Annotated in this window: 18 protein-coding genes and 1 pseudogene; 10 read left to right on the top strand and 9 right to left on the bottom strand. The window is 66.4% G+C overall.

Annotated elements, in window-relative coordinates; genetic code table 11:
* Positions 1 to 24: 24 nt before the first annotated feature.
* Complete coding sequence (locus tag IDF66_RS10695) at positions 25 to 447, bottom strand: CoA-binding protein (protein ID WP_190266811.1); 423 nt, start codon at positions 445 to 447, stop codon at positions 25 to 27.
* Positions 448 to 519: 72 nt separating this feature from the next.
* Here IDF66_RS10695 and IDF66_RS10700 point away from each other — a divergent pair, with 72 nt between their 5' ends.
* Positions 520 to 1,302 (top strand): sulfite exporter TauE/SafE family protein, encoded by a 783-nt coding sequence (locus IDF66_RS10700; protein ID WP_190266812.1) that lies wholly within the window; start codon positions 520 to 522, stop codon positions 1,300 to 1,302.
* 238 nt (positions 1,303 to 1,540) lie between these two features.
* Positions 1,541 to 3,043, top strand: a complete 1,503-nt coding sequence (locus IDF66_RS10705; RefSeq protein ID WP_223309412.1) for an HNH endonuclease signature motif containing protein — start codon at positions 1,541 to 1,543, stop codon at positions 3,041 to 3,043.
* Positions 3,044 to 3,051: 8 nt separating this feature from the next.
* Here the strand turns inward: IDF66_RS10705 and IDF66_RS10710 are convergent, their stop codons facing one another.
* The 3 genes from IDF66_RS10710 to IDF66_RS10720 all read right to left on the bottom strand — a co-directional run bounded on the left by IDF66_RS10710 (position 3,052) and on the right by IDF66_RS10720 (position 5,284).
* The gene (locus IDF66_RS10710; RefSeq protein ID WP_190266813.1) at positions 3,052 to 3,408 is read right to left on the bottom strand and encodes a hypothetical protein; all 357 of its coding nucleotides are present in this window, start codon (positions 3,406 to 3,408) and stop codon (positions 3,052 to 3,054) included.
* 200 nt (positions 3,409 to 3,608) lie between these two features.
* Positions 3,609 to 4,931, bottom strand: coding sequence for an NAD(P)/FAD-dependent oxidoreductase (locus IDF66_RS10715; RefSeq protein WP_190266814.1), 1,323 nt, complete (start codon positions 4,929 to 4,931; stop codon positions 3,609 to 3,611).
* A gap of 56 nt (positions 4,932 to 4,987) precedes the next feature.
* Positions 4,988 to 5,284, bottom strand: coding sequence for a hypothetical protein (locus IDF66_RS10720; protein WP_190266815.1), 297 nt, complete (start codon positions 5,282 to 5,284; stop codon positions 4,988 to 4,990).
* A 29-nt stretch (positions 5,285 to 5,313) separates the two neighbouring features.
* Between IDF66_RS10720 and IDF66_RS10725 the strand changes: the two genes are divergently transcribed.
* Positions 5,314 to 5,856 (top strand): hypothetical protein, encoded by a 543-nt coding sequence (locus tag IDF66_RS10725; protein WP_190266816.1) that lies wholly within the window; start codon positions 5,314 to 5,316, stop codon positions 5,854 to 5,856.
* Positions 5,857 to 5,916: 60 nt separating this feature from the next.
* Here the strand turns inward: IDF66_RS10725 and IDF66_RS10730 are convergent, their stop codons facing one another.
* The gene (locus IDF66_RS10730) at positions 5,917 to 7,410 is read right to left on the bottom strand and encodes a flavin-containing monooxygenase (RefSeq protein ID WP_190266817.1); all 1,494 of its coding nucleotides are present in this window, start codon (positions 7,408 to 7,410) and stop codon (positions 5,917 to 5,919) included.
* Positions 7,411 to 7,529: 119 nt separating this feature from the next.
* Here IDF66_RS10730 and IDF66_RS10735 point away from each other — a divergent pair, with 119 nt between their 5' ends.
* A complete protein-coding gene (locus IDF66_RS10735; RefSeq protein ID WP_223309413.1) occupies positions 7,530 to 8,759 on the top strand; it encodes a PucR family transcriptional regulator in 1,230 nt (409 codons plus the stop codon).
* A 9-nt stretch (positions 8,760 to 8,768) separates the two neighbouring features.
* Here IDF66_RS10735 and IDF66_RS10740 read toward each other — a convergent pair whose 3' ends face one another.
* Positions 8,769 to 9,860: an NAD(P)/FAD-dependent oxidoreductase gene (locus IDF66_RS10740; protein ID WP_190266818.1), complete on the bottom strand. Its 1,092-nt coding sequence runs from the start codon at positions 9,858 to 9,860 to the stop codon at positions 8,769 to 8,771.
* Positions 9,861 to 9,998: 138 nt separating this feature from the next.
* Between IDF66_RS10740 and IDF66_RS10745 the strand changes: the two are divergent.
* Positions 9,999 to 10,561, top strand: a pseudogene (locus IDF66_RS10745) (type 1 glutamine amidotransferase domain-containing protein).
* A 30-nt stretch (positions 10,562 to 10,591) separates the two neighbouring features.
* On the opposite strand, the gene IDF66_RS10750 reads toward IDF66_RS10745, so the two are convergent.
* Genes IDF66_RS10750 through IDF66_RS10760 form a run of 3 tightly spaced genes read right to left on the bottom strand, consistent with a single transcriptional unit; the run spans position 10,592 to position 13,256 of the window.
* On the bottom strand, positions 10,592 to 11,077 hold the full coding sequence (locus IDF66_RS10750; RefSeq protein WP_190266819.1) for a PPOX class F420-dependent oxidoreductase: 486 nt from the start codon (positions 11,075 to 11,077) through the stop codon (positions 10,592 to 10,594).
* Positions 11,078 to 11,106: 29 nt separating this feature from the next.
* Entirely contained in the window at positions 11,107 to 12,192 is a 1,086-nt protein-coding gene (locus tag IDF66_RS10755; RefSeq protein ID WP_190266820.1) for an NAD(P)H-dependent amine dehydrogenase family protein, read from the bottom strand.
* Positions 12,189 to 13,256 carry a Rieske 2Fe-2S domain-containing protein gene (locus IDF66_RS10760; RefSeq protein WP_190266821.1) on the bottom strand — a complete coding sequence of 356 codons (1,068 nt, stop codon included), beginning with the start codon at positions 13,254 to 13,256 and terminating at the stop codon, positions 12,189 to 12,191. Before IDF66_RS10760 ends, IDF66_RS10755 begins: the two co-directional genes overlap by 4 nt.
* A 117-nt stretch (positions 13,257 to 13,373) precedes the next feature.
* On the opposite strand from IDF66_RS10760, the gene IDF66_RS10765 reads away from it, so the two are divergent.
* The 5 genes from IDF66_RS10765 to IDF66_RS10785 all read left to right on the top strand — a co-directional run bounded on the left by IDF66_RS10765 (position 13,374) and on the right by IDF66_RS10785 (position 17,644).
* Positions 13,374 to 14,009, top strand: a complete 636-nt coding sequence (locus IDF66_RS10765; RefSeq protein WP_190266822.1) for a TetR/AcrR family transcriptional regulator — start codon at positions 13,374 to 13,376, stop codon at positions 14,007 to 14,009.
* Between the two features lie 110 nt (positions 14,010 to 14,119).
* Positions 14,120 to 14,440: a putative quinol monooxygenase gene (locus IDF66_RS10770; RefSeq protein WP_164308087.1), complete on the top strand. Its 321-nt coding sequence runs from the start codon at positions 14,120 to 14,122 to the stop codon at positions 14,438 to 14,440.
* Positions 14,441 to 14,626: 186 nt separating this feature from the next.
* On the top strand, positions 14,627 to 15,820 hold the full coding sequence (locus tag IDF66_RS10775; RefSeq protein WP_190266823.1) for a thiolase family protein: 1,194 nt from the start codon (positions 14,627 to 14,629) through the stop codon (positions 15,818 to 15,820).
* Positions 15,795 to 16,487 (top strand): TetR/AcrR family transcriptional regulator, encoded by a 693-nt coding sequence (locus IDF66_RS10780; RefSeq protein ID WP_190266824.1) that lies wholly within the window; start codon positions 15,795 to 15,797, stop codon positions 16,485 to 16,487. The genes IDF66_RS10775 and IDF66_RS10780 overlap by 26 nt, the downstream gene beginning before the upstream one ends.
* An 8-nt stretch (positions 16,488 to 16,495) precedes the next feature.
* The gene (locus IDF66_RS10785; protein ID WP_164308084.1) at positions 16,496 to 17,644 is read left to right on the top strand and encodes an acyl-CoA dehydrogenase family protein; all 1,149 of its coding nucleotides are present in this window, start codon (positions 16,496 to 16,498) and stop codon (positions 17,642 to 17,644) included.
* Positions 17,645 to 17,646: the final 2 nt, after the last annotated feature.

The raw sequence follows: 17,646 nt of genomic DNA on the forward strand, positions 1-17,646 counted from the left end.
ATCGCGATGCGGGGCGCGCGTAGGTCAGGACTTCGGCGCCACGAGGCCGGTACGTCGTTGCTCGATGATCAGGCAGCGGTCCTCGACGTAGAGCAGCCCGGCATCGTCGGCGATCGCGCGAGCCTCCTCCGAGGAGATGCCCAGCTGCAGCCAGAGCGCGGTCGCGCCTGCCGCCACTGCCTGCCGCGCGACCTCGGCGGCGTCCTCGGCGGGACGGAACACGTCGACCAGGCCGACCTGCTCGGGGACGTCGGCCAGGGTGCGGTAGACCTTCTCGCCGACGATCTCGTCGGCATGCGGATTCACCGGGATGATCCGCCATCCGTGCTCCGCCATGTACGCGGGAACCTCGTTCGCAGCCTTCGACGGATTGGCGCTCGCACCGACGACGGTGATGGTGTCGTAGGTGCGCAGGATCTGTTCGACGACGTCGTCGGTTGTGCTCATGGGGCGAGTCTAGTGTCGCGTGGCGCCACCCCGGCGACATCGGGACATCGCCGACAGGGCACTCTCGTCTGGGTGACGACCTGGGAACTGCTCGCGGTGCTGGTGGCCGGCGTCGGGGCGGGGGCCATCAATGCCGTGGTCGGCAGTGGCACCCTCATCACCTTCCCCACCCTCGTCGCGTTCGGGGTGCCACCGGTGAGTGCGACGATGTCCAACGCGATCGGTCTGGTCGCAGGCGGGGTCTCGGGCACCTGGGGGTATCGACGCGAGTTGTCGGGCCAATGGCCGCAGCTCCGCTGGCAGATGCCGGCATCCTTCTTCGGGGCCATTCTCGGTTGCTGGCTTCTGCTGCATCTGCCCGAGACGGTGTTCGAGGCGATCGTGCCGGTGCTGTTGGTCGCCGCACTCTTCCTTGTGGTCGCGCAACCGCGAATCCAGAAATGGGTCGGACATCGTTCCGTCGGCCCTGATCACCCAACCGTGGCCCTCACCGGACCCCGGATCGCCGTGATGGTCACCGCCACTTTCGCGGTCGGCGTGTACGGCGGGTATTTCACTGCCGCCCAGGGCATCCTGTTGATGGGCGCACTCGGCGTGATCGTCCCCGACGACCTGCAGCGGATGAACGCCGCGAAAAACCTTCTCTCGCTGGTGGTCAACGTGGTGGCCGCAGTCACCTACACATTGGTGGCCTTCGACCGGATCGACTGGGCCGTCGCCGGGCTGATCGCGATCGGATCACTGTTCGGCGGAGTCCTCGGCGCACGCTACGGTCGACGGCTGTCGCCTGCTGCATTGCGCGCGGTGATCGTCGTGGTCGGTCTCATCGGTTTGTGGCGGTTGCTGACGACCTGAGTGTCGCGCCCCCTCCGCCGGTCAAGTAGCCCGCGCCCCCTCCGCCGGTCAAGTAGCCCGCGCGCCCCCTCCGCCGGTCGAGTAGCCGCGAACGAAGTGAGCGGCGTATCGAGACCACCCACCCCACGCCCACACTTGCCAGCCGATCTTGTCGGTGCTCCCCGATACGCTGTTGTCGGTTGATGGTGATGCGGGTTGTCGTTTCCGATGACGGGCAGATGTTGGTGGTGTCCTGTCGGTGTCGATCTGTGAAGGCCTCGCTGTCGTGTTCGTGTGTTCTGATCCCGCTGCCGCCGATGCGGCGATCACCTCGGCGGCATCGACGGTTGTCGGTGCTGGCGCGCGTGATCATCTGCGGGCGAGTCGCCAACACGAAGCCCGCTCACTGCTGGCGGCGTATCGGTTGGGCCGGTCGGTGTATGAGGACATGCTGGTGTCGTTGAGCACCACCCAACGGATGCGGGTGCGGGGCGCCGCCGACAAAGCCGCGATCGGTGAGATCTCCCTACAGTTGGGATTCTCCCGCACCAAGGCCGGCACCTGGTTGCACCTGGGCGACGCGCTGCAACGACTGCCCAAGATCCGGCTGGCCTACCTGGCCGGCGATTTCAGCACCCACCGCATGTCGCGGATGGTCTATGCCGCACAACTGGTGCCCGACGATCTGGTCATCGACACCGACCCGACACCCGGTGCGGCGTGCACTCTCGATTTCGAAGACCTCGCGTTGGAGTTGCAGGCGCGGCCCACCACCGACACGGTGTTGCAGGATCAGTTGGCCGAGGTGGTGATCAGCCTCGACCCCGACGGCGCCGCCCAGACACGCGAACAGTTCGCCGAGGTGTGGCAGAACCTGACCGTCACCGCCGACTCGTCCGGGCACATGACCCTCGACGGCTGTGTACCCGCCGAAGACGGCGTGCACCTGTCCCAACGGATCGCCGCGTTGATTGCCGAACGCCTGTGTCGCCGCGACCCGCGGCGCATCGGAGGACAACGCGTCGCTGCCCTCGCCGAGATCACCGGCGTCCCCGGCACAACACTCACCTGCCACTGCGGACACCACGACTGCCCGCAACGCCCCACCCCCAACCCCACCGATCCCACCGAGCCGAGCGATCCGAGCGAGCCGAGCGAGCATGGCACCGAGGCTGTTTCGGCGGACACCAATGTGCCCGAGGCCAAGCCAAGCAGCCAAAAACCGTCGTCGTCTGCCTGGACACTGGTCCTCGACCCTGCGGGCAGCGTGGTCCCCCGACTACGCGGCTACGGGGCCATCGACCCCGCACTGGCCGAGACGCTGACCGAGAACTCCACCCTCATCGCCGTTCCCGACACCACCGAACGCCCACCATCGGGGCTGATCGTGACCGGCGAGCGCGGACCCGCACCACCGGTCGATCCCACCGGCCACGGTGGCCACCGGCATCCACCACCAGGAGCCCTGACCTACACACCATCCCGGCGACTACGCGACCAGATCCTGCACACCGACCTGCGGTGCCGATACCCACTGTGCGCCACACCATCCCACGACTGCGAACTCGACCACCTCGTCAAGTTCAACCATGCCGACCCACAGGCCGGCGGCTGGACCGTGCCCGACAACATCATCCCGCTCTGCCGACCCGACCATCACCGCAAACACCTCGGAACATGGCTACCCACCATGCACACCGACCGCACCATCACCTGGCACAACCCGACCACCAGACAGCAGATAATCACCCACCCGCGATGAGCCCGACCCTACCGAGACGCCGGCGGAGGCTTGCCCAACAGCGACCACCAGTACTCCTCGGGAATCTCCTCCCCCGCGCGGAGCACCTTGGCGAGTCCGATCGCCATGAAGATCCCGAGAATCCCCAGCCACAGGCCGGACAGCGAGATCAGCGTCCACGCGATCGCGACCGCAAACGACCACGGAGCGAGGATCAGCAGAATCGGCGCGAAGAAGAACCCGACCGCCACGAACCAGTACGACCCCCAGCGGTCACAACGCATGACGACCGTCAGCCAGCGTGGGCTCGACGCCGTCGGTGCTGCGGTGGGAACCGGGACAGAGTGCGGGACAAGTTGCGGGACAGAGTGATTGTGCGATGTCATGGGGACCTCCTCGATGCCCTGCCCCAATCCTCCGCCGAGGCCTGCACCGAATCCACTACCTGTCAGGTAATCAATCCGCGACCGCTGACCCAGATGGCACCTCAGCGCGACCCTGAGCCCCCCCACGACGTCGCGCCTCGCTCCGGTGTCATCTGGGACACGGCTGCTCGGTGATCTGAGTGGTCAAGCGAGATGAGTGGTCAGCGATACGGCTGCCGAGCTGTCTCCGGATCGCCGTACGTGATGGCCCGCTCCCTTCGGGAGTCGGTCAGCAGAGTCGCACTCCAATTCATCACGGTGCCCATGCGATTACGCATCCCGGCGAGAAAGGCGATGTGGATGACGCCCCATGCCAGCCAGCCCAGGTATCCGGACAGCTGCAGCTTCCCGGCCTGCACCACCGCATGCCGGCGAGCGATGTATGCCGCACTGCCCAGGTCGTGATAGCGGAATGCGGCTCGGTCGGTACCGCCGCCTGCGAGGTGGGCGATCACCGCACCGACGTGGCGTCCACCCTGCATCGCCACCTCGGCCACACCGGGCAGCTCGTCACGAGAACTCATGTCCCCGACCACCCACACCTCCGGATGCCCCCGCACCGAGAGGTCCGCCTCGACCGGAACCCGCCCGCCGTGATCCTGCTCCACACCGAGGGCACGGGCGAGCGCCGCGGCAAACGGCACCGCTTCCACGCCGGTCGTCCACAGGGCGGTCTTGGCCTCGTAATGGGTGATCTCGTGCGGCTCCGACTTGGTGGTGGTCTCCACCTGGTCGGCGGTCACACCGGTCACGTGGACGCCGAGGTGCGTCTCGACGCCGAGGTCGTCGAGGGTCTTCTGCGCACGTCGCGACAGGGCAGGACTGAACGACGGCAACACCCGGTCGCCGCCGTGCAGCAGGAGGACCCGCGCCTCACCGGGATCGATACTGCGGAACTCGTTCTCGAGCGCCAGCGTCGCGAGCTCGCGGATCTGTCCGGCGAGCTCCACCCCGGTCGGACCGCCGCCGGCAACCGCGAACGTGAGCCACGGACGCCGCTGCGTCGCATCCGGGAGGGATTCGGCGAGCTCGAATGCGCCGATGATCTTGCGGCGGATGGCCAACGCATCGTCGAGGGTCTTCATGCCCGGAGCGAACTCCGCGAAGTCGTCGCACCCGTGATAGGCGGTACGCATCCCGGCCGCGACCACGAGGTGGTCGTAGGGGATGGTCATGGTCGATCCGTCTGGCCGCTCGACCGCAACGGTCCGTGCCGCCACATCGACGTTCTTGGCCTCGCCCAGCACGACCTTGGCATTGCGTTGACGTCGCAGCAGGTGCCGGATCGGACTCGAGATCGCACCCTGCGACAGCAGCCCGGTCGCACATTGGTAGAGCAACGGCTGGAACAGATGGCTCGTGCCGCGGTCCACAACGGTGACCTCGACATCGGCCTTCTTGAGGCGCCGAGCGGCATGCAGGCCACCGAATCCTGCACCGATGATCACGACATGGGTTCGGCCGGTCTCGCTACGAGTGCGCACAACTCACGATTGTTCCAGAACGCAGGCGCGGGGATCGGTCGATCCTGGTTGTCGACTCACCCCTTGCGGGTCACCGCATAGGTGCTCGCGGCGGTTGCAGCGGTCACGGCGAACACCGATGGCCAGGCCCCGACCTTCTTGGCGAGCGGATGCGAAGCGCCGAATGCACCGAGGTACCCCGTCAGCAGACCCGCCGCGGCGACCGGGCTCTGCCGCGCCCATTCCCGCGTGCACCAGGCCCCTGCAGCGGCAAGCACCACTCCGCCGAGTTCGCGGCGACCGGTGAATCGCGCTGCGGCATAGCCACCGACAAGGCCGGCGGATGAGACCAGGACTGTTGGGTTGACGCTCATGGCGGCCAGAGTAGGCCCACAATGTGGTCATGACCGAACCAGGTGCCCCTGATCCGACCAGCCCGGGCAGCCCAGTCGACATCCCTCCACACATGGCGGTGAGTTACCTCAAGGAGCGCGTCTACGCAGCCTTCACGGGATTGGCGATCGTGCTCGTGATGTACCGGGGATCAGACCACTACGACCCGCCATACGCATTCGAGATCCTCGCCCTGGGTGTGGTCGCGGTGGTCCTGGCCGGTTTCGCCGCCGATGGCATCGCCTACCTCGCGGTGCACCGGCACTTTCCCGTCGGCGACGACCTCCGGATCATCGTCGGCATAGCCACCGGCGCTCTCGGCACGCTGATCTTCCCACTGATCCTGATCACCCTCGCGTGGCTCGACGTCCTGCAACTCAACACCGCGCTGCTGATCGCCGCTTACATCTATCTCGCGACGCTTGCCCTCATCGGCTGGCTGGCGGTTCGCAAGGCCGAGATCACCTGGTGGCAGAAGCTGGCCGCGCTGGTCACGCTCGTCCTGATCGGCTTCGTGGTCCTCGCGATCCAGGTGCTGGCACACAGCCACTGAGTTGCACAGCCGTCGAGTAGCACAGTCGTCGAGTTGCACAGCCGCTGAGTTACGGTCCGATCACACGCCGACCGACTTGCCCGCACGATCGCGTGCACCGGAGAAGTGCAGGTGTTCGTCCTCGACGTCGCCGCGCAGCAGCCGCCGATCCGCGTAGTAGCTCATCGACATCACCCACGGCGCCTCCGGCCCCTGCTTGGGCAATGTCGCCAGCGCGCGTTGCACATAACCCGCGCCGAAATCGAGGAGCGGTCGGGTCGGCATCGCCGGGTCGGCGACGGCCCAGACATTGTCGTATCCGTGGCGGTCCATGTAGGTGAGGAGCTGGCAGAAGTACTCACACAGCAACCCGATCTTGAGCGTCCACGACGCGTTCGTATAGCCGATGGCGAGCGCGAAATTGGGGACTCCCGAGAGCATCATGCCGCGGTAGACCACCGTGTCGGGCAACGAGACCGGCCTGCCGTCGACGGAGAGGTCGATGCCGCCGATGATCTTGATGTTGAGGCCGGTGGCGGTGACGACGATGTCGGCCTCGAGTTCTTCACCGCTCTCGAGCAGCACGCCCGTCTCGGTGAACGTCGCGATCCGGTCGGTGACGATCGACGCCTTGCCCTTGCGGATCGTGCGGAACAGATCGGAATCGGGCACCACGCACAGTCGCTGGTCCCACGGGTTGTACGGCGGATTGAAATGCGTGTCCACCGGATAGCCCTCGGGCAGCTGGGATGCATTGATCTTGCGGATCATCCGGCGCGCGACGGACGGGAACCGTTGACACAGTTCGAAGAGCAGGCGCTGCTGCGCGACATTCTTCTGGCGCGTCAGCGCGTATCCGCGCTTGTCGCCGAGGACCTTCTTGAGGGCGTTGGCGATCGCGTCCTCACGGGGTAGCGGGATGATGTAGGTCGGCGTCCGCTGCAACATCGTGACGTGTTCGGCGTCGTCGGCCATCGCCGGGAGCAAGGTCACCGCGGTCGCGCCACTGCCGATCACCACGACACGCTTGCCCGCGTAGTCGAGGTCCTCCGGCCAGTGCTGCGGGTGCACGATCTGTCCCTGAAACCGCTCTCGGCCTTCGAATTCCGGGGTGAAACCCTCGTCGTAGTCGTAATAGCCCGAGCCGCAGAAGATCCAGCCGGCGCTGATCCTGACCCGTTCACCGGTGTCCCCACGATCGATCTCGACGAGCCAGCGCGCGTCGTCGGACGACCACGCAGCCGACACGACCCGATGCTGATACCGGATGTGCTCGGTGAGGCCGTTCTCGTCGATGGTCTCGTGGAGGTAGTCGAGGATGCGCGGGGCATCCGCGATCGCCTGCTTGTCCGTCCACGGCTTGAACTCGTAGCCGAACGTGTGCAGATCCGAATCCGACCGGATGCCGGGATAGCGGAACAGATCCCAGGTGCCGCCGGCCACGGCGCGTGCCTCGACGATCGCAAACGACTTCGCCGGGTGCTCGGTGCTCAGATATCGGGCCACGCCGATACCCGAGATCCCGGCACCGACGATCAGGACGTCGATGCTCTCGGTGGTGGTCGAAGTGGTCACCCGGTGCTCCTGTGGTCGCTCGCGGTCATGGTGCTCCTACCAGCATGCGCAGCCACACAGCCCAACGCCAGGGGCAAAGTGCAACAACGAGGGGAGGGTGGTGGTGCAGAATTGTGCGCATGACAGTCGGTATGTCGGACTGGCCGCGACCGTCCGAACGGATTCGAGAGCTGTTGAGACGGGGCGCCGAGACCGCCCTGAACCCACCGGACGAGTGGATCGAGGAGATGCACGCGGCCGCGCTGGGAGGGGTCCGGATGACGATGGTCGCCGACGACCCGGTACTCGCCGAAGGCGCACGTCGCACCAACCTCGCCAACATGCTGCACTGGGCCGCCGCGAACATCCACGAACCCGGCCGCCGGGTCCCGGTGAACCTCACCGCCGACATCCTCGACACTGCGCGCGACCTGGTACGACGTGGGTTGGGGGAATCCTCGCTGGACTCCTACCGGACGGCCCAGACCGTGGCGTGGCGCCGCTGGATGGACATCTGTTTCGGCCTCACCGACGATCCGGCCGAGCTCCGCGAACTGCTCGAACTGTCGTCGTTGTCGATCTCGACGTTCATCGACGACACCGTCGCGGCGATGTCGGCACGGATGGAGGTGGAGCGGGCGGATCTGACCCGGGGCACCCACGCCGAACGCCGGGCGACGGTCGCATTGCTGCTCGAGGGCGCCCCGATCCCGGCGAGTCGGGCACAGACACAACTGGGTTACCGTCTCGGCGGTCCGCACACCGCGGCGGTGATCTGGAGCGATGCGGGCAGCGGCGCCGCCCATGACCTCGAGGCGGTCGCGGATGCGGTCACCAAGGCCACCGATCACCGGGAGCGACTCACCGTTGTCGCGAGCGCCGCCACCCTGTGGATCTGGTTGCCCACGAGGTCCGTGCCGACGATCCGCACGATCTCCGATCACCCGCGGGTCCGCGTCGCGTTCGGACGACCCGGCCACGACCTCGACGGATTCCGCCGTAGTCATTTCCAGGCACTGGCGACGCAGCGCCTGGTCGCACAGTTGGCCTCCCCACAGCAGGTGGCCCGTCACGAAGATGTCCGGCTGGTCGCCTTGCTGACCACCGACCCGACCGCCACCGAGGAGTTCCTCACCGACACCCTCGGCGACCTCGCCGCCGCCGACATCGACGTGATCGAGACGGTGCGCACCTGGATTGCCGAGCAGTGCAACACCTCTCGCACCGCCGAGCGGCTGTATGCCCACCGCAACACCGTCATCCGACGTCTGGCACGAGCCGATGAGCTCCTGCCCCGACCGATCGGCGAGAATCTCGTCGACGTGGCTGCCGCCCTGGAGATCCTGCGCTGGCGCCCGAACGACCGCTGACGGCAACCCTCACCCCGCAGTGCCCAGCCGATCGTCGGGGGTGAATCCCGGCGGCACCCGCCCGTCGCTCACCGCAGCTGCCGCGGCCTCTCCGATCACGGGCGCATGCTTGAACATGTTGTGACCGGCCACCGCGAACACCCGGCCCTCCTGCCAGATCGCCACTCCGTCATCACCCCAGGGCAGACCGGTCACCCAGCAATGCACGACATCGCGTGGCGTCGGGTCCATCCCGGGCAACGCCCGCTCGACGTATTCGGCTGCGGCAGCGGCCAATCGAGTGAGACGAGGTCCGTCGTCGATGGCGCCGTCATCATGCGCTGCGACGTTCTCCGACAGTCCCAGCCCATATCCCGATCGGTCCGGGTACGCAGCCGCGTACACACCCGTCGCTCCGAACGCACCGCTCCCGTCCTGCAGCGTGGGGAGCCGATCCACGCGCCCGCGAGTCGCGAACGACACCCGCACGTGTGCGCCCAGGCGCACCGGCAATGCCAGGCCGACGCCTCGAGCCAGGGCAGCGGTACCACGACCGGCACAGATGACCACTGCGCCGTGCTCACCGAGCATCGTCGGAGCATGCACGGTGACGCCGTCACCGTGGTGATGAAGGGAGATGACCTGTTCGGCGACGATCCGGTCCGCGAATCGCGACCGCAGCACCGCGATCGCCGCACGGGTGTCGATGGAGCCGCCGCCGGGATCGAGCATCGCGTCACCGTCGAAGTCGGCAAGTGCCGGAAGAAGTTCGCGTAACGTTCCGCGGTCGATCGCCTCGGCGGCAACGCCCTCCTGTCGGAGCAGGGCCAGCCGTCGGGGGACCGTGCCACCGAGCGCGAGCGCACCATCGTCGGACACCAGCCGCGTGCCGAACGCCTCCGACCAGTTCCGCCAGTGCTCACGTGCCCGCACCGCCAACGCGATCAGGCGCGGATCGTCGTGGGCATGGCGAAAGATCCTCGACTGCCCGGCGGACTGACCTCGACCCGGCACGCCCGTCTCGTACACGGCGACCGAAAGACCTTGTTCGGCAAGGTGATATGCCGTCGACAGACCGATGATCCCGGCTCCGACGACGGCGACGTCGGATGTGACAGACATGGCGACCACGCTACGCCCGTGGTCATCGCTCGACAGCCCACGCGAGCGGAGTACGGTCGAGATCAGCAGGGTCTGTCCAACAGCGCGGCAGGCGGTCGGGGTCTCCCCCCTCCCCACTCGCGCCGAGAGGACACAGTCATGCCCGAAGAACTCAGCGGAATCACCGTCGCCTTCCTGGTGGCGCCCGAGGGTACCGAACAGGTGGAACTCACCGAGCCGTGGAAGACAGTCCAGGCGACCGGCGGAACACCGAAGCTGGTCTCGACGGCAAGCGGAACCATCCAGGCGTTCGATCACCTCGACAGGGCCGACACCTTTCCGGTCGATGCGACAACCGACACCACCGAGTCCGACGAGTACGACGCGCTCGTCCTGCCCGGCGGAGTGGCCACCCCGACTTCCTGCGCACCGACGAGGGCGCGGTGGCATTCATCAAGAGCTTCTTCGACGCCGGTAGACCCGTCGCCGCGATCTGCCACGCGCCGTGGACTCTGATCGAGGCCGACGTCGTCCGCGGCCGGACCCTCACGTCCTACCCGAGCGTGCACACCGACCTCACCAATGCCGGCGCCACATGGGTCGACGAGGAGGTCGTGGTGGACAGATCAGGACCGAACACGCTGATCACCAGCCGACGGCCGGACGACCTGCCCGCCTTCAACGCTTCGCTGGTGACAGAGTTCGCGAAGGCGCGCGCCTGACAGGATTCGGACACTCCGAGGTATCGGCCCTCAGCCGTCCTGCTCGTCGAGTCTGGTCGCGACGTCGGCCGGGAACCCGCCGGTGGCCACCGGCCCCCAACGGGTCGGCGTGACCCGGATCAACGACTTGCCCTGCAACCGCATCGCGGCACGATATTCGTCCCAGTCGGGGTGCTCACCGGAGATGCTGCGGAAGTAGTCGACGAGCGCGTCCTCGGCCTCGGGCATGTCGAGCACCTCGGCATCGCCGTCGACCTGCACCCACGCGCCGTTCCACTCATCCGACAGCACGCACACGCTGACCACCGGGGTGTGCCGGACGTTGGCCGCCTTGGCCCGTCCCGGATATGTGGAGATCACGATCCGGCCCTCCTCGTCGACGCCACCGGATACCGGCGACAACTGAGGTGTGCCGTCGCTGCGGACGGTGTTCAGCATCATCCGATGTCGCGGGCGGATGAAATCGAGGAGAGCGGAGCGGTCGACGGAATCGGACGTCGCGACGGTTCTGGCCATGGCTTCGACCCTACGCGCGGGCGCACCCCTCAGAGTTTGAACCGGCCCGCGAATGCCCGCAACGGCATATCCGCGCTGGTGATGATTCCCGGTCGTGCCGCCACGACGGAACTGATGGAGTTCAGCGCGGGCAGACCGGTCACCGTCATGCCGATCGACGCGAACGACGACGGATCGGACAGGTCGACGCCCGCTTTCGGGAAGATCATGTGCTTGCTGTAGATCGACGGATCGCCGGTGACCTGGGTGATGTAGCAGCCCTTGATGTCCCACGACGGATCGGTGTAGGGAGTCATCTGCCATTCCAGGTGCGACTCGACCCGCGCCACGCCGTCGACCATGCCCTGGTACTTGATGTAGCTGCCGCCGAGCGATCCCTGCGGCAGGCTGTACCACCCGAGATCGATGTCCTTCGTGCATGCCCCGAGTTCGTAGCTGAAGGTCACCTCGTCGAGGTCGAGGTCGAAGCAATCGGCCATCAGGTACACGGAATCGGCGAAGACCTCGGTGTACTTTCGCAGCGAGTCCGGGATCGTCGGATCGTCCACCGGGCGTCCGTACCCGACCGCCTTCCACGTGTCGACCGAGTGGTGGCACGAGACGTCGACCGACTCGGTGACCGTGACGTTCTCGATGTCGGCGACGTCCATCGACCCGACGATGCCCAGCACCTGGCAGGCACCCGGATTCATGCCGGTCCCATAGAATGTGGAACCGCCTTTCTGACAAGCTTCTTCGAGGATCTCGGTGGTCTTGCGGCCACTGGGATGCGGATGGTTGGTGTTGCGATGGAAACCGGTGATCCAGTCCGCCGTGGTGACGATGTCGATGCCGGCCTCGAGCACCTGAACATAGAGATCCTCGTCGGGAAACACGCCGTGGAAGGTCAGCACATCGGGCTTCGCGGCGACGATCTCGTCGACGGACCCCGTCGCGATCACCCCGATCGGGTCGAGTCCGACGATCTCGCCGGCATCACGACCGATCTTGTCCGCTGTGTAGCAGTGCAATCCGACCAGCTCCAGGTCGGGATGGTTCCGGATGCGCCCGATCATCTCGGTGCCCAGATTTCCGGTGGCCACCTGGAACACGCGGATCTTGTCGGGAGTACTCATCTGGTCATGCCTTCCTGTCGTGATGAAGCCGCCGCGAGAACAGCGCCACTCTCGGGCCGTACGGGATCGACACCGGCGGGTCCTCCGTCGGGGTAGAACTGCTTGGCCCACTCGCGCAGCGCGGTGAACCCTTGATATTCCTTGCGCGACAACGCCGGCGGGTCCGAGTAACGCTGGTGCGACCAGATGTGGATGTCGGCGGCGAACTGTTCGATGACGAAGTCGGCCATCGTCTTGGCGTACTTGGTCATCGGCCCGTCCTCCTCGCCCGCCTTGCGGCCGATCCACACGGTGAACCTGACGTCCGAGGTGTATTCGTCGACCGGCGTGACCGCCGGCATGGTGCGGTTGTCCACCATCCCCCAGCTCTTGGTGACCGAGCAGCCGAGGCCGGCGTTGATCGATTCGACACCGCTGGTGGCACTCTCGAGCGTGGCACCTTCGTCGAACGCGATGGTGAAGTCGACATAGGACACCGGTCCGGAGAAGTCATGGCGTGTGAATTCCGGCATGAACGGCGTCTTGTGTACGAACTTGAAGTGCGCGAAGTCGACCCCGTTCTCCATCACGTACTGCGGATGCATCTCGAGCCCCTCGCGAAACAACGTCGCGTCCGGCACCGGCGGGTAGTAATCGGCCGCCGTCCGTCCGTCGCCGAAGTCCGCGAAGATGTCCGGCACCTCGAAGTACGGTGCGCCGCCCTCGACGTCGTACCAGATCCACACCGCCTCGTTCCGCTCGACGACGGGATAGCTGCGGATCCGCCTGCCCTTGTTGGGACGGTTCTCATACGGGATGCACACATTGCGGCCGTCGCCGTTCCACTCCCAACCATGGAAGGGGCACACGAGGTTCTCGCCGTCGACGTGCCCGCCGAAGCCTAGGTGTGCACCGAGGTGTTCGCAGTAGGCATCGAATACCGACACGACGCCGGACGCGGACCGCCAGGCGACCATCTCCTTGCCGAAGTACTTCATCGTGCGCACGTCACGTTCGGTGATCTCCGCCGACCACGCAACCTGGAACCAGCCTGTCGGCTCCATGGACAGGGGCGGTTTCGCCATGTCGATCGTCCTTTCCCGCACGGCCGAGTTCTGGGCATCCAAAATGGTAGTGGGTTCTACGAAAGAATGACAGGGGGCTCTACGAAACATCTTCGAGCCCGGCTAGGATCGTCAGGCATGACCACCCGAGCGGGCGTCAGCGGTCGACGGACCAACCGCCGTGGCGACGCGACCCGTCAGGCAATGCTCGACGCCGCGCTGAGATCGCTGGCATCGGGCGGCCCCGGCTCGGTGTCCGCAAATCGCATCGCAAAAGACATCGGCGCCACCTGGGGCACCGTCAAATACCAGTTCGGCGATGTCGACGGACTGTGGGCGGCCGTCCTGCGACGCAGCGCGGAACGACGGGGCGAGCTGCCGTATCGCGAGAACAACACGGCGCCGCTGCACCAACGTGTCGCGGAGATCGTCGAGATGCTGTTCGTCGGTCTGACGACATCGGTCGACGCCCGCGCGATCGAGAATCTGCGGGCGGCCCTGCCGCGTGACCACGCCGAACTCGAGCGCCTCTACCCGAACACCGCCGCCGAGCTCGCCTCCTGGAAGGAGAGCTGGGCGCGGTCCTGCCAGAAGGCGTTCGCGGACCTCGATGTCGACCCGGTCCGGGTCCGCGAGGTCGCCGCGTTCATCCCCGGCTCGATGCGGGGCATGGTGTCCGAGGCGCAGCTCGGTACGTACTCGGATCTCGACGAGGCCCGTCGGGGTCTCACCAATGCGATCGTCGCGTACCTCGAACAGCCACGGAAGGACTGAAAACCCTCTGTGGACAACGGTTGTGGAGGTATTGCCCATCGACACCGGCCGATGCCCTAACGTCGGACGGTGTTCATCACCATCAAGATCTACGCAAGGAGTCATCCCGCATGTCGCCAGTGATCGTCGTCGCCACCATCTCCCCCAAACCCGGTGAGGAGGCCGCCGTCAAGGATGCCGTTCTCGCCGCGATCCCGAAGGTCCACGCGGAACCCGGGTGCGTGAAGTACTCGCTGAACGAGGCAACCGGCGACTCGACCGACCTGGTCATGATCGAGAAGTGGGAGTCGATGGACGCCCTCGCCACCCACGGCGGTGCGCCCGCCCTCACCGAGCTCGGTGCCGCCATCGGCAACCTCCTCGCCGGCCCGCTGGACGTGAAGACCTTCACGGCGGTACCTGCCGGGGATGCGGACCGCGGCGCGATCTAGTCCGACCAGCGCCATCAGTTCTCACCGCGCGAACTGTCCCGACCACGCGAACGGAACCCGCGGAAGTATTGATTCCGCGGGTTCCGCCGTGCTAGACACGTAGAACGAGCGTTAGATCGGTGCCTTGTTCGTGTTGCCCCGGCGCCGCGTGCAGATCCGTACACATCCTTTCCGGGAGGAACTCTCATGCCTGAAGCCGTCATCGTCGACGTGGTCCGCCTCGCCTCCGGGAAAGGCAAGCCGGGAGGCGCTCTCTCGGAGACCCAGCCGGTCGAGTTGCTCGCCCATGTCCTCCGCACCCTGGTCGAGCGCAACGACATCGACCCGGCGCTGGTCGACGACGTCATCGGCGGCTGCGTCGGACAGGCCGGTGAACAGGCCCTCAACATCTCCCGCACCGCGCTGCTGTCGGCGGGCTTCCCGGAGTCGGTGCCCGCCACCACCGTCGACCGTCAGTGCGGCTCCAGCCAGCAGGCCGCCCACTTCGCTGCCCAGGGCGTCATCGCGGGCGCCTACGACGTGGTGATCGCGGCAGGCGTGGAGTCGATGAGCCGGGTGCCGATGGGATTCACCGTCGCCGGCCAGAACCCGTACGGCCCCAGCATCGCGGCCCGCTACCCCGACGGCCTGGTCGGACAGGGCATCTCCGCAGAGCTCGTCGCCGCGAAGTGGAAGTTCGATCGCGACACCCTCGACGCCTTCGCCGCCGAGTCGCACCGCCGTGCCGCCCAGGCCGCCGACGACGGCTTCTTCGATCGGGAGATCATCCCCATCGACGTCGCGAACGCCGACGGCGAGAAGACCACCCACACCATCGACGAGACCGTCCGCGCGTCCACCACTGCCGACAAGCTGTCCGGGCTCAAGCCGTCCTTCTACTCGGCGGAGTACGCGCAGCGGTTCCCGGAGATCAACTGGCACATCACGCCGGGCAACTCGTCACCGCTCACCGACGGCGCATCGGCCGCGCTCATCATGAGTGACACGATGGCGTCCAAGCTGGGCCTGACCCCACGCGCCCGGTTCCACTCGTTCTCCCTCGCAGGCGACGACCCGGTCTTCATGCTCACCGCACCCATCCCGGCGACCCGCAAGATCCTCGAACGGTCCGGCCTGTCCATCGACGACCTCGACGCCTACGAGGTCAACGAGGCCTTCGCGTCGGTACCGCTCGCATGGGCGCAGGAATTCGGTGCCGATCCGGCCAAGCTGAACGCGCGCGGCGGGGCGATCGCCCTCGGACATGCCCTCGGCTCGTCGGGCACCCGCCTGCTCAGCACGCTGGTCAATCACCTCGAGGCGACCGGCGGCCGCTACGGACTGCAGACGATGTGTGAAGGTGCAGGCATGGCGAATGCCACGATCATCGAACGTGTCTGAGACCTCGGCCGAGGCCGAGGCGGCCCCTGGGGATTGGCGACAGATCGAGCCCATCGCGCTCCCGGGCACGCTCGCCGCGGCCAAGGACGCCTTTCACGATCGTGGCTTCCACGGCACCTCGATCCGCGATATCGCGGCTCGCGCCGGTGTCTCACTGCCCACCCTCTACTACCACCACGAGAACAAGCAGGGCATCCTCGTCGCGCTCCTCGAAGCAGGTATGAGTTCGGTGCTCGGTCGGGTCCGCGCAGCGATCAGCGACGCCACCACGCCGCCCGAGCAACTGTCGAATGCGGTCGAGGCCATCGTTCTGCACATGACGGCAGACCTCGAACTGGCAAGTGTCGCTCGCGAACTCCGGTACCTGGATCACGACAATCCGCATCGGCAACACTACGTCGGCATGCGTACCGAGGTGGAGGATCTCCTCGAGGACATCCTGCGACGTGGCATCGACTCGGGCGACTTCCAGATCGAGGGAGATGTCAAGGAGTCGCTGCGCTATCTGCTCGGCGCCTGCCAGGAGGTCACCACCTGGTACCACCCGTCCGGCACCCGATCTCCCGCCGAGGTGGCGGGCTCCTACGCCGTGACCTCATTGCATGCCGTCGGCGCCCGACCGTCCACACAACCCGGAACATCCACCCGAACCACACCGAGGAGTTGAGGTAACACATGAAACGCACCGTCTTCGAGTCCGAGCACGAACAGCTGCGCGCCACCGCTCGCGAGTTCCTGGCCCGTGAGTGCGCCCCCCACGTGGAGAAGTGGGAGGCCGACGGGCAGGTCGATCGTGAGGTCTACAAGAAGGCGGGCGACGCCGGGCTGCTCGGCTTCAACATCCCGGAGGAGTTCGGCGGCGGAGGCACCGACGACTTCCGGTTCAATGCCGTGGTGGTCGAGGAGTTCGCCCGCTTCGGCGGCGCCGCACCCGGGCTGAGCCTGCAGAACGACGTCCTCGTCCCGTACTTCCTCAACCTGGCCGACGACGAGCAGCGGAAGCGGTGGATGCCCGGGATCGCCACCGGCGAGACGATTCTCGCGGTCGCGATGACCGAGCCCGGGGCAGGCAGTGACCTCGCAGGCATCAAGACCTCGGCCAGACTCGACGGCGACCACTACATCCTCAACGGCAACAAGACCTTCATCTCGGCGGGCATCAACTCCGATCTCGTCGTCGTGGTCTGCCGGACGAATCCCGATCCGGCCGCCGGGCACAAGGCCTTCTCGCTGCTCGTCGTCGAACGCGGTATGGAGGGCTTCGAGCGCGGGCGCAAGCTCGACAAGATGGGCCTCAAGGCTCAGGACACGGCCGAGCTGCACTTCAGCGATGTGCGCGTGCCTGTCGAGAACCTTCTGGGCGAAGAGGGTCGGGGCTTCTACCATCTGATGGCGAATCTGCCGTCGGAGCGACTCTCCATCGGCCTCGGCGCGATCGCCGGCGCCCGCGCAGTCTTCGACGAGACTCTCCAATACGTCAAGGACCGCAAGGCCTTCGGGCAGCCGATCGGCAGCTTCCAGCACAATCGGTTCACCCTCGCCGAGATGTCCACCGAGCTCGACATCGCCGAGCAGTACATCGACCGCTGCCTGCGCGCAGTGGTCGACGGCGAACTGACCGCCGTGGATGCCGCCAAGAACAAGTGGTGGTGCACCGAGCTGGCCAAGAAGGTCATCGACCAGTGTGTGCAGTTGCACGGCGGCTACGGCTACATGAACGAGTACCGGGTTGCCCGCGCCTACACCGACTCCCGTATCCAGACCATCTTCGGCGGGACGACAGAGATCATGAAGGACCTCATCGGCCGCGACATGGGACTGTAGGC

It is taken from the genome of Gordonia hankookensis, assembly GCF_014673215.1.
Lineage (GTDB): Bacteria > Actinomycetota > Actinomycetes > Mycobacteriales > Mycobacteriaceae > Gordonia > Gordonia hankookensis.

Coding starts and splice junctions, on each gene's coding strand:
- IDF66_RS10695 (WP_190266811.1), bottom strand. CDS start 447: ATGAGCACAACCGACGACGTCGTCGAACAGATCCTGCGCACCTACGAC.
- IDF66_RS10710 (WP_190266813.1), bottom strand. CDS start 3,408: ATGACATCGCACAATCACTCTGTCCCGCAACTTGTCCCGCACTCTGTC.
- IDF66_RS10720 (WP_190266815.1), bottom strand. CDS start 5,284: ATGAGCGTCAACCCAACAGTCCTGGTCTCATCCGCCGGCCTTGTCGGT.
- IDF66_RS10725 (WP_190266816.1), top strand. CDS start 5,314: ATGACCGAACCAGGTGCCCCTGATCCGACCAGCCCGGGCAGCCCAGTC.
- IDF66_RS10735 (WP_223309413.1), top strand. CDS start 7,530: ATGACAGTCGGTATGTCGGACTGGCCGCGACCGTCCGAACGGATTCGA.
- IDF66_RS10740 (WP_190266818.1), bottom strand. CDS start 9,860: ATGTCTGTCACATCCGACGTCGCCGTCGTCGGAGCCGGGATCATCGGT.
- IDF66_RS10750 (WP_190266819.1), bottom strand. CDS start 11,077: ATGGCCAGAACCGTCGCGACGTCCGATTCCGTCGACCGCTCCGCTCTC.
- IDF66_RS10755 (WP_190266820.1), bottom strand. CDS start 12,192: ATGAGTACTCCCGACAAGATCCGCGTGTTCCAGGTGGCCACCGGAAAT.
- IDF66_RS10760 (WP_190266821.1), bottom strand. CDS start 13,256: ATGGCGAAACCGCCCCTGTCCATGGAGCCGACAGGCTGGTTCCAGGTT.
- IDF66_RS10765 (WP_190266822.1), top strand. CDS start 13,374: ATGACCACCCGAGCGGGCGTCAGCGGTCGACGGACCAACCGCCGTGGC.
- IDF66_RS10770 (WP_164308087.1), top strand. CDS start 14,120: ATGTCGCCAGTGATCGTCGTCGCCACCATCTCCCCCAAACCCGGTGAG.
- IDF66_RS10775 (WP_190266823.1), top strand. CDS start 14,627: ATGCCTGAAGCCGTCATCGTCGACGTGGTCCGCCTCGCCTCCGGGAAA.
- IDF66_RS10780 (WP_190266824.1), top strand. CDS start 15,795: ATGCCACGATCATCGAACGTGTCTGAGACCTCGGCCGAGGCCGAGGCG.
- IDF66_RS10785 (WP_164308084.1), top strand. CDS start 16,496: ATGAAACGCACCGTCTTCGAGTCCGAGCACGAACAGCTGCGCGCCACC.